Source organism: Sphingobacterium sp. Ag1 (assembly GCF_000988325.1).
Lineage (GTDB): Bacteria > Bacteroidota > Bacteroidia > Sphingobacteriales > Sphingobacteriaceae > Sphingobacterium.
This window is the reverse complement of the sequence record NZ_LBGU01000014.1, coordinates 42660-56834: the sequence shown is the minus strand read 5'-3', so window position 1 is coordinate 56834 and position 14175 is coordinate 42660. Positions and strand designations below refer to the sequence as shown.

Genomic DNA, 14175 nt, shown 5'->3' with positions numbered 1-14175 from the left:
CAAGGTGTAACGGATTTAATGCCTTATGCGCATTGTGTGAGTGCCAAAACACATGATTTTGATGCCAATGGTAATGAAACGCAAATTGACTATGAGCGTATGTTGAAGATTGTTAAAAAAGCAAAATTCAAAGGTTATGTGGGGATTGAATATGAGGGAAGTAAGTTGAGTAAGGAAGAGGGTATTTTTGCTACTAAAAAATTATTGGAACGCTTGCGTCCTTTGATTTAAAATTTAACTATTCGCGTTCTGTCTATGGACAGCACTCGAATAGTTAAATAGGTTTTAATTGATGTGTTGCTCGGATGCAACAACTAAAAAAACTGAAGTCCATTTGTTAGAAACCTATTAAAATCTTCACTATCTTGCTTGAGTATATGAAGATGAGTAAATAACTACTTTCTTGGTGTAGAGGACCATCGGATTTTTCCATTTACTGATGGTATACTTTATAAATGGAAATCGCACTACCTTATTTTGAAAAATAACGACTAAAAAAAACATGAATTTTGAAAAAAATGCTGTTCTTGAAACCCATTTGCAAAAAGTAGGGGCGGAACATGTATTGGTGCAAGGGCATCCAGCCGGCTTGTTCGTATTATTCTTCACAGAGATGTGGGAGCGTTTTAGCTATTATGGTATGCGGGCGCTGTTGGTGAATTTTCTAGTTTCTACCATCGCCCAACAAGGATGGGGCTGGACCAACTCCGAAGCTATGAAGCTTTACGGTTTGTACACCGGGATGGTATTTTTAACGCCCTTGTTCGGCGGGATTATAGCCGACCGTCTTACAGGATATAAAAAATCCATTATGGTGGGGGCTATAATTATGACTCTCGGGCATATCGCTATGGCTTTAGAGGGATTTAATAAAAGCTTTTTTTTGGCAGGGTTGGTGCTGATTGTTTTGGGAAATGGTCTGTTCAAACCCAATATTTCTTCGATGGTAGGAAAATTATATCCAGATAAAGGCGGTAAAAAGGATGCGGGGTATACCATTTTTTATATGGGTATCAATGGAGGGGCATTTTTGGGTATGATGCTATGCGGCTATATTGGTGAGAAGATCGGCTGGCATTATGGTTTTGGGCTTGCCGGAATATTTATGTTTTTGGGAATGTTGCAATTTTATTTTGCGCAGCCCATCTTCGGAAAGATTGGAAATACACCCGAGAAACAAGAAGAGCTAACCGATATTGCAGCGGATCAAGAAGAAAATCCGCAACATATTGTGCGTGATCGATTGCTTGTAATAGCCATTTTTATGTTGTCAAGTATTGTCTTCCATTTAGCTTTTGAACAAGCGGGTGGCTCGATGACGATCTTTGCAAAAAATTATACACAGCGGGTATTGAGTGGTGACGTGGCGGTTTTATTTAAATGGTTCGACGCTGCATTGACGGTTTTGCCGATTGTGGTAATTACTGGGGTACTGTTTGTTTTAGCGAAGAAAATCATACGCAAATACCCGATGATTATACTTTTTTCGAGCATTTCTTTTGTGATCATCTGGTCCTTGTGTCTTTGGAAGGTTTATCGGGAGTATTATGGTATGAATTCGGAAGTTACTGTATCCTGGTTTCCGATGTTAAATTCTTTCTTTATCATTACGCTGGCTACATCATTTAGTAAGATCTGGGAGAAAGTATGGAATCCTTCTGGTCCAATTAAGTTTGCAATGGGACTGACATTGGTTGGAGTTGGTTTTGCAGCACTATCTATTGGAAGCTCCGAGATTCCTACCGGTGCAAGGACGGCCTCTGTTAGTATGATATGGCTGGTATTGGCATACTTTTTTCATACAGTGGGCGAATTGTGTATTGGTCCGGTTGGACTTTCTTATGTCAGTAAACTATCGCCCAAAAAATTCCTGGGGTTATTGTTTGGTTTTTGGTTTTGTGCCAATGCCATAGCTAATTTTATAGGGGGCTTTATTGGGTCGTATATTGATAAGATTACTGAATCTCATTCGATGTCTTACTTCTTTGCTGTATTTACAGTGATCCCTATGGTGGCTGCTGTATTTCTTATTCTAGGCAACAAAAAAATAAAAAAGATGATGCATGGAATTGATTAATTCATAGAAAAATAGTGTATCTTCAAGCGATTTTTATCAAAATAAAAACAAAACCTGAGTTATAAAAAAATTATTGAAATTATATGAATCAAGAAAAAGATCAAGTTCTTGTAGCGCATCTTGCTAAGCAGGGGATCGATGACAAGATGGTAAATGGACATCCTGCCGGATTATTTGTCCTATTCTTTACAGAGATGTGGGAGCGGTTTAGCTATTACGGTATGCGGGCATTGTTGACCTTATTTTTAATAAGTTCCATTGCTGATGGAGGATGGGAATGGAGTAATGAACGGGCCATGAAACTTTACGGTTTGTATACTGGTTTCGTCTATTTGACACCATTGATCGGTGGAATGATAGCGGATAAGCTAACCGGTTTTAAAAAGGCAATTTTGATCGGTGCTTTGGTCATGACCTTGGGGCATTTGTCTATGGCATTTGAGGGCGTTAATTCAAATTTCTTTTATCTTGGTCTTGTCTTAATGATCCTAGGAAACGGGATGTTTAAACCTAATATTTCTTCCATGGTGGGAAATCTCTACCCAGATCAAAGTCCTAAAAAGGACGCTGGTTATACCATATTTTATATGGGAATCAATGCCGGATCATTTTTAGGAATGCTATTATGTGGTTACATTGGTGAGAAGATCGGTTGGCATTATGGATTCGGACTTGCTGGAGTGTTTATGTTCTTTGGTATGTTGCAATTCTATTTTGGACAAAAGATATTTGGTATCATCGGAGATTCTCCTAAAGCACTTCAGGCTTACCATGAAAAAAAGATTAAGAATCACGAAGAAGAGGAAGAGGTCATTCCAGCACATGTTGTCCGAGATAGATTGATCGTCGTCACCATATTCATGTTGGCTAGTGTGGTTTTCTTTCTGTCTTTTGAACAAGCAGGCGGATCCATGTCAATATTCGCAAAGGATTATACACAGAGGGTTCTGTCTGGAAGTTCGGCGGTGACATTTAAATGGATTGATACTATTTTGACCATTGTGCCAATTGTCATTGTGACGATCGTTTTAACGGCATTGGCTAGAAAGATATATAAACAATATCCGTTAACAATCTTATTTACTGGTATTTCTTTTGGTATAATTTGGTGTTTGGGACTTTGGAAAGTCTTTAGAGAAATAGGAATAACTGGATCAGAAGTCGGCGCTTCATGGTTTCAGATTTTGAATGCATTTTTTATCATTTCACTGGCATCGTCATTTAGTAAATTCTGGGAAAAAATATGGAATCCATCTGGTCCTGTTAAGTTTGCATTGGGCTTAATATTAGTGGGTATCGGATTTGCGGCACTGGCTTATGGGGCAAGCGAGATTCCTCAAGGTGCCAAGACAGCATCGGTCAGTATGATTTGGCTTGTAATCGCCTATTTTTTCCATTCTGCAGGAGAGCTTTGTTTGTCTCCTGTTGGTTTGTCTTATGTCAGTAAGCTTTCTCCAAAGAAATTTTTGGGACTTCTTTTCGGTTGTTGGTTCTGTGCTTCGGCTATTGCCAATTTTATCGGTGGATTTTTAGGGTCATACATTGATCGCATTACAGAAGAACATTCGATGTCTTACTTCTTTATGATATTTGCAATAGTTCCGGGAGTTACTGCATTGTTGTTGATTATCTTTAACCCCTTATTGAAAAAAATGATGCACGGCATCAACTAAATTGTTGTAGAAGGTGAGCATATAAAAGCGGTTGGCTGATCAGTACATCGATCAACCAACCGCTTTTTATATTCTTTTATTCCTCCACTTTCAAAAGTAGTTTATCGATGCGGTGCCCATCCATATCAAGCACTTCGAAAACCAGATTTTTAAATCGGACACGTTCGCCTTCTTCGGGCACGTGATCTAATCTTAGGAACACTAGGCCTCCTACGGTAGTTACATTGTTGATCTCATCTTCGTCTTCCTCAGAAAGACCGATTTCAAATTCATCCAAAAGGTCCTCGATCTGATATTGTCCGTCGACAACATAATCGCCGTTTTCCAATTGACGTATTGTCGGTCGGGCACTTAGGTCGCTTTCGGTGATGTTCCCTACCAAATCGCCAACGATATCCCGTAACGTAATGATTCCCTGTGGCGAACCATATTCATCAATGACAACCGCCTGATGTATACTGGAGGTGCGGAGGGTATTCATGATGCTATAAGATGAGCTAAATTCGTTCACAAATTTGATGGGTAACATAAGCATTCTTAGATCAAATGGTTCGTTTTGGAGGCATTGTCGTAGTAAGGACTTTACATGAACAACACCTTTAATATTGTCGAGTCCACCTTCACAGACCGGGTAGATGGAATGATCGTTGTCCAGTATGATCTTTCTGTTTTCTTCAAAAGAATCTTCCAGATCCAAAAAAACAATGTTTTTGCGGTGAGTCATTAGGTTGACCGCCTTTTTGTCCCCTAAACTCAATAGACGGTCGACGATATCGTGCTCAATACCTTCGATGACACCACTGTCGACACCTTCGTCTACTAGCGCCTTAATTTCTTCTTCCGTGACACTATTACCGCTACTCTTGATATTGAGTATTTTGACAATAAATTCTGTCGACATACTGAGTAGCCATACAAATGGTCGTACGATTTTGCTGAGCAGGTTCATCGGGTAAGCGATTAGCATGGCATACTTCTCCGGAATAGCCATACCGATACGTTTGGGGACTAATTCACCAAGCACCAACGAAAAGTAGGTGATGATAAAGACGACAATGATTACAGCGAGCTGTTCACTATAGGGGGCTATAATACTGGATTTATTAAATATGCCGACTAGATATGTGGAAATACTACCACCAGAAAAAAAACCGGTTAGAATGCCGATAAGGGTAATGCCTATTTGTACAGTGGATAGAAAGTTGTTGGGCGATTCTTTTAGGTTTAGCGCTATTTTGGCTGCCGCATTGTTTTTATCGCTTTCAGCCTGTAGCCTTGCCTTTCTGCTGGATACGATGGATATTTCTGATGCCGATAGTATTCCGTTTAGAATAATCAGGACTAAAATAATAATTGCTTCGGTAAGCATAATGAGTTGAAAAAGTTGTTTGCTAGTGCTAATTTACGGAAAAGACCAGCTAAAAAGTAGGATTATTATGATTATGTCAAGCATCCATAAAAAAAGCCGTATATCTTTCAATACGGCTTTTATAATAATAAGAATGTTTTTTCAATTACATTCCACTGTCATCTAGCATAAAAGTATTTTTCTTGGTTTTCCATTTTCCTTTTGTGAAATCAGGGAATTCCAACGTTTTATTTCCTTTTGCAATAGACTCGGTTGATAATGGGAATACAGCACTCATGGTTACTGAATCATATACGTCAATTGGCGTCTGTACCTTTTGTTTTACTGCCTGAATGAACGCATTGAATACAAACCAGTCCATGCCACCATGACCAGAACCATTTGCTACCGCTTCATATTTTTGCCAGATTGGGTGATCGTATTTCTTTACCCATTCATCTGCAGAATCCCACGTGTGTGGTTTGGATTTACCCTCGATGTGAATACCTTTTGCAACATCCATCCAAATACCATCTGTTCCTTGTACGCGGAAGCCGATAGAGTAAGGTCTTGGCAAGTGTGTATCATGCGTTAATAACATGGTTTCTCCATTTGCACATTGTAACATCGTTTGTGTGATATCACCATTTTTGTAATTGATCTTACCGTTGGGGTGTCCTGGGGAAACTTTATTGACATAGGCTGCCAATCCACGGGCTTTACTTGAGTACGAAGTGATATGGGTGAATCTGTTGCCCTTGTTGATATCTGCAAATTGCATAATTGGACCTAAACCGTGGGTAGGATATAGATCACCATCTTGATCGATATTGAACTGTGTACGCCATTGTGCCTCAGAAATCGCTTTCGGGCCATATTCAACGCCATGGCCATAATACGCTTTTCCGTCATTGAATAATACTTCGCGTAAATCGTGTTGATAACCGCCTTCCAGGTGCAACAATTCACCAAATAGCCCTTGTCTGTGCATATTCAATACAGCAAGTACGTCACGACGGAATGCCACATTTTCTAGGGTCATGTAAGGCTTTCCGGTTTCTTCGGATACTTTCACAATATCCCAGTGATCTTGTAGTGTTAGACCTGCTATTACCTCGCAACCTACGTATAGTCCAGCTTTCATTGCGTCAATAGCTTGGTTTTTGTGGAATTGCCAAGGTGTTGCAATAATGACAGCATCTAATTTTTCATTGCTTAACATCTTTTTGTAAGCATCAACGCCACCAGTATATTCTTTTGGAAGTTTGGTGCCTTTTGCGTTGAATTGTTTACGGCATTGTGCTAGAGATTCTTCTTGGGTGTCACAGACAGCCACGATTTCTAAATCATCTCTGTTTAGGGCAATTTGAACGTGATTACGTCCTCTAAGACCCACACCAATAAAACCGATTTTTATCTTGCCATTTGTTTGGGCAAATAATTCTGTACTTGAAAGGACACCGATTCCAGCTGTAGTGATGGCAGTCGATTTTATGAAATTTCTTCTATCCATTGTTTTGAGATATAAGGAGTTTGTATATTAGTTATTTACTTGTTTGAAAACAGTCTTTGAGACTGGGTACTATTAACAAATATATTATTTCATTTGGGATAAATGAAAGTGCAAACGTTTGCTTAATTTTATTAAATTTCATGCAAACGTTTGATTGAAATAAAAATTATCATTTATTAATTCAATTTGTGATATTGCAAGCACATTGATGATTTAAAAAACATAGTTTAATGTCTGATTTTAACCAATTAGTAGTAGAGAGCGCAGCAAAACAATTCACATTAGAAGGAGATATCATTTCAGTGCAACCGTTTGGTTCTGGTCATATCAATGATACCTATCGTGTAGTTACTACTGTAGATAGCGGTATATCGCATTTATTACAACGTATTAATCACCATGTTTTTCCGAACGTGGATGGATTAATGCATAATATTGAGATTGTCACCAAGCATCTTAGCAAAAAAGTTAAAGTCGCTGAAGGAAAAAGAATCAGCGATCATGTATTGACAATTGTTCCTACAAAAGGTGGGGAATTATATATAAAAGATAGTCAGGATAATTATTGGCGCATGTTTATTCTCATAGAGGATACGAAAAGCTACGATATTGTAGAGACAGAAGTCCAAGCAGCCGAAGGTGGCCGTGCTTTTGGGTTGTTTCAAAAACAGCTGTCGGATTTAGATGCTTCGTTGATCGTTGAAGTACTTCCAAACTTTCATAATATAGAGTTTAGACTTGAAAATCTTCGAAAAGCAATCGCTAAAGATGTGTGCCAACGTGTAGCGTCGGTAAAGGACAAATTGGATTTTATCTTTAGTCGTGAAGATCGAATGAAAACCATTCTTGAACTTGGTAACAAGGGGGAACTTCCACTGCGCATTACACATAATGATACCAAGTTTAATAATGTGCTCTTAGATCGCCACGATAAGATGCAATGTGTGATCGATTTGGATACAGTTATGCCAGGCTATGTGGCATACGATTTTGGAGATGCGATTCGGACGATTATTAACCCTGTTGCCGAAGATGAGATGGATGTTTCGAAAATTCTGCTAAATCTTGCCTTATATAAGGCCTATGCCGAAGGTTATTTGGAGGAAGCTAATGACTTCTTGACAACTTTAGAGAAAGAAACATTAGTCGATGGGGCCTTCTTATTGCCCTATATGCAAGGAGTACGTTTCTTAACGGACTATTTGGAAGGAGATCATTACTACAAAACTAAATATGATGACCATAATCTGGTGCGTACAAATACGCAATTGAAATTGGTTGAAGAGATGGAAAAGAATGAAGCATTTATGCGGAAGGTAGTTTTTGATTGCATTTAACAATTTTATACCTTTAATCATATTGAGAAGCTTCCATCGCGTAGATGAAGCTTCTTTTTTCTGTAAAAAAATATTCGAATGAAAAAACTAACCATTTTGCCTATCGCAGCGGAGCTGGCCAATACACTTGATTATCATACTTTGTCGAAGCTCTTGAGCAATTTTGAATCGCATTCGCTGGAGTTTAATAACTGGAGCGAATCTTTCCCGTATAAACCTGAGGTACAATTTAAGATTGGCTATACCCAGGAGTATCTTGTGTTGCAATATGATGTCGTCGAAGAACAACTTCGGGGTAATTATTCCGAAACAAATCAAAATGTATGGGAAGATAGCTGTGTGGAGTTCTTTATTTCTTTTGATGGACGCGAACATTATTATAACCTGGAATTTAATCTAATTGGAACAGGCTTGATCGGTTATGGTCCGGCCGAAAAGGCGAGTAGAAATCGATTGGATAGTACAACAATAGAACAGGTGCGTACTTACTCTTTAATTGAGCGTAATGGTTCCGATAAGCGATGGAGTATGATTGAGGTCATTCCACTTGCTGTATTTCAGTTTGACGATGTTGTAGACCTGAAAGGTAAACGGATACATGGGAATTTTTACAAATGTGGTGATCATCTCAAACAACCACATTTTATCTCTTGGAATAAAATAGAAAACCCAACTCCTAATTTCCATCTCCCTGAGTTTTTTGGAGAAATGGTCTTTGGTTAGGAGTTGAGTGAAAAAAGGTGATGCTTATTGGTAAACAGATTCTTTTTTGAATTTCTTTGCCAATAAAGCATATACTAATACACGGTATTTATTTTTATTGGATTTGCCAATAGCGGTAATCACTTCCTCTAGTGCCTTGTCTAAATCAGGGCCATCTTTTAGACCTAATTTTTTGATCAAAAAGTTTTGTTTGACACGGTTAAGTTCTTCGGGATCTGATGCAGCAATGGTTTCCGAGTCTGCATTGTAAATGGAAGGTCCTATTCCTTTTGTTACTTTTGCAATAAATGCTTCATCTAATGATAAGCCTAGCTTTTTTGATTCTGCAACATATGCAGCAATTTTTTCATCTAATTTGCTCATAATTATGTAAGTGATTTAATTGTAGTAAGTTAAGTTAGGTAAAAAAGTCGATAAACAAAATTATTCTTTGGTTAGGATAAAGATTGTTACATTTGTGCCCTTGATAAGTGCTGTTAACTAAAATGTGGAAAATTTCAACTAATTATTCTTCGTAATTGTTGTAAGTTACATTTTTATAAGTTATCTTTGCACCTCAATAATTGAATATACGTAATCATAATAATAATGAAAAAAGATTTGCATCCTTCAAATTACAGATTAGTTGTATTTAAAGATATGTCAAATGACTATGCTTTTATTACAAAATCTTGTGTTGATACAAAAGAGACTATTACATGGGAAGACGGAAATGAGTATCCAGTTGTAAAATTAGAGATTTCTCATACATCACACCCTTTCTATACAGGTAAAATGAAATTGGTTGATACTGCTGGTCGTATCGACAAATTCCGTAACCGTTACAACAAAAAATAATTGTAGCAGATCTGTATATTACAATATTAAGAACTCGATAAATATAATTTGTCGGGTTTTTTTTGTTATTTTTAATTTGTGAAAATCTTCTTTACAGATTGCTTTGATTCGATCCAATTGTTGGATAAGCTTAGCACCCCATTAACTACTTTTGATAGAAAGAGTCTTTATCCATTTACTTTCGTGAAATCTTGTTTGGACCTTCGGGTTGGTATACTGACTTTACGGGAGAAATGGCGAAAATTAGCTTTAAAATTTGATGTACACTATGTTGCCAACGATGCGGATAAGGAGGGGCTTATATGGGTGTCTGAGAACGTTATTCCGTCAGTAGCCTTATTACAGCTTCTACAGCGCTTGCGTGTAGGAGAGGTCCTTGTACAGGGCGGATACGTTTTAGCTTGTTGTTATACACATATAGACTCTTATCGTGTGCAAGAGGTTGATATATCCGTTGATCTATTAAAAGGGATAGAAGATCTATTTTTGCTCACAGGGACTGAAATAACACATGATTTCAATCATCTGGTACAAGGTGTTCAGTCGTCCAGTATATCTGGAACAAATCAATTGTTAGGTAATGATCTTTATGTGGCTGATCGTGTTAGCATGGAATGTGCTACGCTCAATACCCTACAAGGTCCCATATATATCGATGAAGATGTTACAATTATGGAGGGCGCGCATTTACGTGGTCCATTATACCTTGGTAAAGGTGCCGTTGTAAAAATGGGGGCGACGATTTATGGCAATGTTTCGATAGGGAAGCAGAGTGTCATAGGGGGAGAGATTGGAAATTCGGTCGTTGGTGATTTTTCGGCCAAGGGGCATCATGGCTATCTAGGTTGCTCGGTAATAGGAGATTGGTGTAATTTAGGAGCTGGTACCTCTAATTCCAATTTGAAGAATAACTTAAAGACCGTTTCAATTTACGATTATGCATTGGATGGAGTGCGGGATACAGGTCTTTTAAAATGTGGAGCCTTTATTGGAGACTATACTCGCCTTGGCATCAATTCGGCTTTAAATACAGGAACAGTAATTGGAATTGCAAGCATGCTAGCAGATACAAGTTTTTATGCTAAATTTGTACCGTCATTTGCTTGGGTGTTTGACGGAGGTGCTCAGACTTATGAATTTGATAAGTTTATGGCATATCTGGAGACGCTGTATACATCAAAAGGGGAAGAGCTCACGGAGCAGATTAAAGATAAATTGAATCAACTTAACAAAAAATATAATTAAATCGTAAAATCATGCGTAAAAAAATCGTAGCTGGTAATTGGAAAATGAATTTAGACTATCAATCAGGATTGAGCTTGTTTTCTGAAATTATCAATATGGCCAAAGATGAAGTGATTGGAAACCAGGAATTGGTTGTTTGTAGTCCATTTATTCATTTGTCAAGTCTTGGGCAACTGTCTAAAAATGTCGCGAATGTAAATATTGGTGCTCAGAACATTCACCAAGCGGAGTCGGGTGCTTATACAGGTGAGATTTCGGCTTCACAAGTAAAATCAGTAGGTGCTTCACATGTTATTTTAGGTCACTCTGAAAGACGTGCTTATTTTGGTGAAACTGATGCATTGTTGGCATCTAAAGTGGATATTGCATTAAAGCATGATTTGACACCAATATTCTGTATTGGAGAAACAAGAGAGGAACGCGAATCTGGAGCTTTCTTTGATGTGATCAAAACACAATTGACAGATGGATTGTTCCACTTGTCTAAAGAAGCTTTTGCAGCTGTGGTATTGGCATATGAGCCAGTTTGGGCAATCGGTACTGGCTTGACAGCTAGCCCTGAGCAAGCACAAGAGGTTCATCAATTTATTCGTGAGGTGCTAGCTGATCAATATGGTCAGGAGATTGCTGATAATACAAGTATTCTATATGGAGGGTCTTGTAATCCAGGCAATGCAAAAGATTTGTTTGCTCAAGCCGACATCGATGGTGGTTTGATTGGAGGTGCTTCTTTAAAATCGAGAGATTTTATTGATATCGCTAAAGTATTTAACGGCTAATTTTTAGAAATGAAATACGTAGAGGTTATCTTTCAAATGCGATCAGGTGAAGAATGGCAGAAGGATTTGTTGATATCTGATTTGGCTGATATTGGCTTTGATACTTTTGAGGATACCGAATCTGGATTTGCAGCTTATATTTCAGCTGCAAATCTTGACTTGCAAGCATTAGAAACGTTGATGCTTCAACCTTATGAAGGCCTAGAGGTCGATTATAAGATACAGGAAATAGAAAATCAGAATTGGAATAAATTGTGGGAAAGCAATTTCAACCCAATAGAGGTAGGAGGGCAATGCTATGTGCGTGCAACTTTTCATGAGGCCAAACCTGAGTTTCCCTATGAAATCATTATAGATCCGAAGATGTCTTTTGGCACCGGCCATCATCAAACAACTTCGATGATGCTTCAGTATATTTTGGAGAATGATTTTATGGGCAAGCAGGTTTTAGACATGGGCTGCGGTACAGGGATCCTGGCCATTTTGGCATCAAAAAAAGGCGCGAAAGCTGTATTGGCTGTGGATTATGATGAGATATGTGTTGAAAGTGTGATCGAAAATAGGGCACTCAATCATGTTGAGCATATCGAAGCGCTCTGTGGATCTTACGAAGTTTTGGCTGGTCGGGTCTTTGATGTGATTTTGGCAAATATTAACCGTAACATTCTTTTAGAACAATTACCTCAGTATGCCTTGAGCATTCGTACAGGGGGTGAGCTGTACCTAAGTGGTTTCTATGAGCAGGAAGATTTAGCAATCTTAAGCGATGCGGCGACCACATTAGGTTTTGAGTTTATCTCCAATAAAGTTTTAAATAATTGGTGTGCAGCCAAGTTTGTGAAGCGATAATTTAGCTATGCGGATTCATTTTATAGCAATAGGTGGTAGTGTGATGCATAACCTTGCTATTTCATTGGCAAAACAAGGGCATCAAGTGACCGGTTCTGACGATCAGATCGTCGAGCCCTCCCGTTCTCATTTGATTGAAGCAGGATTGCTTCCTAATCAATTGGGGTGGTTTGAAGAAAAAGTGACGGAGGATATTGATGCTGTGATTTTGGGTGCTCATGCTCAGGCTGATAATCCTGAATTAAAGCGGGCCCAGGAATTAGGTCTTAAAATTTATTCTTTTCCAGAATTTATACAAGAGCTTTCACAGGATAAAATCCGGGTGGTTATCGCTGGAAGTTACGGTAAGACAACCATAACGAGCATGGTGATGCATGTTATGCGATTTCTAGGAAAAGAATTTGACTATTTGGTAGGAGCTCAATTAAGAGGCTTTGATAAGTTGGTCGATATTACTAAGCATAATAAGATTATTATTATCGAAGGAGATGAATATGTTTCATCTAAGATTGATCCGAAGTCCAAATTTTTGTATTATAAACCGAATATAGCGTTAATTTCGGGTATTGTATGGAATGAGTTTAACTCGAAAATATCTCAAGAGGAATATATTAAACAATTTGAAGATTTTATTGATTCAATTCCGCCTAAAGGTACCTTAATTTATAATAAGGAAGATGTTGTGTTACAGAAGGTTCTTCAAGATACAAAAGATTGTAAGATCAATAGACATGGCTATAAGATTCCTGATTATACAATTAATAAGGGGGTGACTTACATCAATACACCGGATGGCGACGTTCCATTGCAAGTGTTTGGTAAGCACAACCTATCTAATATTGCTGGGGCGTATACGATCTGCGAATGGTTGGGGATCAAAAAGAAAGAGTTCTTTGAGGCCATAAAAAGTTTTAATACTTCGATTCGTTATTTGGAGTTTGTTGCAAGCTCGGAAGGATCTGTGGTTTATCAGGATTATGCCTGTAATGCGGATAAAGTGAAGTCGAGTATTCACGCCGTGAAAGAGCAATTTCCTAATCAGAAATTGGTTACAATTATCGAATTAAACTCGTATGATAGTTTAGATTCATCGTTTTTGTTACAATATGCAAACTCAATGAAAGAGTCGGATGTCTCTGTGGTCTACGTGAATATAAATTCCTGTAAAGAACTTAATAAAGATATCGAAAGTGTCCCCAATAATATTAAGGATAATTTTAATAACCCTGATTTAGAGGTTGTTGTGAGTTTGGATGGGCTCTATTCATTTTTAGATGGTGTCAAATCAAAAGGTTACAATTTACTTCTTATGAGTTTAAATAATTATAATGGGGTTAATTTGTCTGTGCTGGCTGATCGGTTTTTTCGAGATTTTTAGAGAAAAATTTATAATTTAATGTAAATTAAATTGTAATTTATTATTTTTGTTTAAAATATCTACCAGATGAATGCATTAGGAAAAAAAATCAGATTACTTAGACACCAAAAGGGGTGGAGTCAAGAGGATGTTGCAAAACGATTGGATATCTCAATCCCAGCATTTTCTAAAATTGAAACAGGGATTACAGATGTGAATTTGTCTCGCCTGAATCAAATCTCAAAATTATTCAATTTGACTGTTGTTCAACTTTTGTCTACTTCAGATTCTGAAGAAGATAAAGAGTATGTAAACGAGGTGAATGCTTTGACGCAAAAATTACAACAACGCGATAGCGAAGTAATTGAATTGCAGAAAAAGGTTATTGATCTTTATGAGCAATTGCACAAAAGATAAGGCATATTAAAATTGTTACC

General features: G+C 37.8%; 13 protein-coding genes and 1 pseudogene. 11 read left to right on the top strand and 3 right to left on the bottom strand.

Features of this window, described 5'->3' with window-relative positions:
• The 3 genes and pseudogenes from AAW12_RS01100 to AAW12_RS01090 form a co-directional block, all read left to right on the top strand.
• Window positions 1-231 (top strand): annotated as a pseudogene (locus AAW12_RS01100) (sugar phosphate isomerase/epimerase); the annotation flags it as partial.
• 271 nt (window positions 232-502) lie between these two features.
• The gene (locus tag AAW12_RS01095) at window positions 503-2077 is read left to right on the top strand and encodes a peptide MFS transporter (protein ID WP_084823035.1); all 1575 of its coding nucleotides are present in this window, start codon (window positions 503-505) and stop codon (window positions 2075-2077) included.
• 83 nt (window positions 2078-2160) lie between these two features.
• On the top strand, window positions 2161-3750 hold the full coding sequence (locus AAW12_RS01090) for a peptide MFS transporter (RefSeq protein ID WP_046671780.1): 1590 nt from the start codon (window positions 2161-2163) through the stop codon (window positions 3748-3750).
• A 76-nt stretch (window positions 3751-3826) separates the two neighbouring features.
• On the opposite strand, the gene AAW12_RS01085 is transcribed toward AAW12_RS01090, so the two are convergent.
• Window positions 3827-5119 carry a hemolysin family protein gene (locus AAW12_RS01085; protein ID WP_046671779.1) on the bottom strand — a complete coding sequence of 431 codons (1293 nt, stop codon included), beginning with the start codon at window positions 5117-5119 and terminating at the stop codon, window positions 3827-3829.
• 145 nt (window positions 5120-5264) lie between these two features.
• Entirely contained in the window at window positions 5265-6611 is a 1347-nt protein-coding gene (locus AAW12_RS01080; RefSeq protein ID WP_046671778.1) for a Gfo/Idh/MocA family protein, read from the bottom strand.
• Between the two features lie 230 nt (window positions 6612-6841).
• Between AAW12_RS01080 and AAW12_RS01075 the strand changes: the two genes are divergently transcribed.
• Together AAW12_RS01075 and AAW12_RS01070 are read left to right on the top strand one after the other, a co-directional pair.
• Complete coding sequence (locus tag AAW12_RS01075) at window positions 6842-7948, top strand: phosphotransferase enzyme family protein (protein ID WP_046671777.1); 1107 nt, start codon at window positions 6842-6844, stop codon at window positions 7946-7948.
• A 78-nt stretch (window positions 7949-8026) separates the two neighbouring features.
• Window positions 8027-8671 (top strand): carbohydrate-binding family 9-like protein, encoded by a 645-nt coding sequence (locus AAW12_RS01070; protein WP_046671776.1) that lies wholly within the window; start codon window positions 8027-8029, stop codon window positions 8669-8671.
• Window positions 8672-8695: 24 nt separating this feature from the next.
• Here the strand turns inward: AAW12_RS01070 and AAW12_RS01065 are convergent, their stop codons facing one another.
• Window positions 8696-9034 carry a DUF2853 family protein gene (locus AAW12_RS01065; RefSeq protein WP_046671775.1) on the bottom strand — a complete coding sequence of 113 codons (339 nt, stop codon included), beginning with the start codon at window positions 9032-9034 and terminating at the stop codon, window positions 8696-8698.
• Window positions 9035-9259: 225 nt separating this feature from the next.
• On the opposite strand from AAW12_RS01065, the gene AAW12_RS01060 reads away from it, so the two are divergent.
• From AAW12_RS01060 to AAW12_RS01035, 6 genes are all read left to right on the top strand, one after another.
• The gene (locus AAW12_RS01060) at window positions 9260-9508 is read left to right on the top strand and encodes a type B 50S ribosomal protein L31 (protein WP_046671774.1); all 249 of its coding nucleotides are present in this window, start codon (window positions 9260-9262) and stop codon (window positions 9506-9508) included.
• A gap of 78 nt (window positions 9509-9586) precedes the next feature.
• Window positions 9587-10753 (top strand): putative sugar nucleotidyl transferase, encoded by a 1167-nt coding sequence (locus AAW12_RS01055; protein WP_053003479.1) that lies wholly within the window; start codon window positions 9587-9589, stop codon window positions 10751-10753.
• 11 nt (window positions 10754-10764) lie between these two features.
• A complete protein-coding gene (gene tpiA / locus AAW12_RS01050; protein ID WP_046671773.1) occupies window positions 10765-11532 on the top strand; it encodes a triose-phosphate isomerase in 768 nt (255 codons plus the stop codon).
• A 9-nt stretch (window positions 11533-11541) separates the two neighbouring features.
• Window positions 11542-12381, top strand: coding sequence for a 50S ribosomal protein L11 methyltransferase (gene prmA, locus AAW12_RS01045; protein WP_046671772.1), 840 nt, complete (start codon window positions 11542-11544; stop codon window positions 12379-12381).
• Between the two features lie 7 nt (window positions 12382-12388).
• Window positions 12389-13759 (top strand): Mur ligase domain-containing protein, encoded by a 1371-nt coding sequence (locus AAW12_RS01040; protein ID WP_046671771.1) that lies wholly within the window; start codon window positions 12389-12391, stop codon window positions 13757-13759.
• Between the two features lie 66 nt (window positions 13760-13825).
• A complete protein-coding gene (locus AAW12_RS01035) occupies window positions 13826-14155 on the top strand; it encodes a helix-turn-helix domain-containing protein (RefSeq protein WP_046671770.1) in 330 nt (109 codons plus the stop codon).
• The last annotated feature ends 20 nt before the right edge of the window (window positions 14156-14175 follow it).

What these genes read in the sequence shown, in the direction of transcription:
- AAW12_RS01095 (WP_084823035.1), top strand. Translation starts at nt 503, where the DNA reads ATGAATTTTGAAAAAAATGCTGTTCTTGAAACCCATTTGCAAAAAGTA.
- AAW12_RS01090 (WP_046671780.1), top strand. Translation starts at nt 2,161, where the DNA reads ATGAATCAAGAAAAAGATCAAGTTCTTGTAGCGCATCTTGCTAAGCAG.
- AAW12_RS01085 (WP_046671779.1), bottom strand. Translation starts at nt 5,119, where the DNA reads ATGCTTACCGAAGCAATTATTATTTTAGTCCTGATTATTCTAAACGGA.
- AAW12_RS01080 (WP_046671778.1), bottom strand. Translation starts at nt 6,611, where the DNA reads ATGGATAGAAGAAATTTCATAAAATCGACTGCCATCACTACAGCTGGA.
- AAW12_RS01075 (WP_046671777.1), top strand. Translation starts at nt 6,842, where the DNA reads ATGTCTGATTTTAACCAATTAGTAGTAGAGAGCGCAGCAAAACAATTC.
- AAW12_RS01070 (WP_046671776.1), top strand. Translation starts at nt 8,027, where the DNA reads ATGAAAAAACTAACCATTTTGCCTATCGCAGCGGAGCTGGCCAATACA.
- AAW12_RS01065 (WP_046671775.1), bottom strand. Translation starts at nt 9,034, where the DNA reads ATGAGCAAATTAGATGAAAAAATTGCTGCATATGTTGCAGAATCAAAA.
- AAW12_RS01060 (WP_046671774.1), top strand. Translation starts at nt 9,260, where the DNA reads ATGAAAAAAGATTTGCATCCTTCAAATTACAGATTAGTTGTATTTAAA.
- tpiA (WP_046671773.1), top strand. Translation starts at nt 10,765, where the DNA reads ATGCGTAAAAAAATCGTAGCTGGTAATTGGAAAATGAATTTAGACTAT.
- prmA (WP_046671772.1), top strand. Translation starts at nt 11,542, where the DNA reads ATGAAATACGTAGAGGTTATCTTTCAAATGCGATCAGGTGAAGAATGG.
- AAW12_RS01040 (WP_046671771.1), top strand. Translation starts at nt 12,389, where the DNA reads ATGCGGATTCATTTTATAGCAATAGGTGGTAGTGTGATGCATAACCTT.
- AAW12_RS01035 (WP_046671770.1), top strand. Translation starts at nt 13,826, where the DNA reads ATGAATGCATTAGGAAAAAAAATCAGATTACTTAGACACCAAAAGGGG.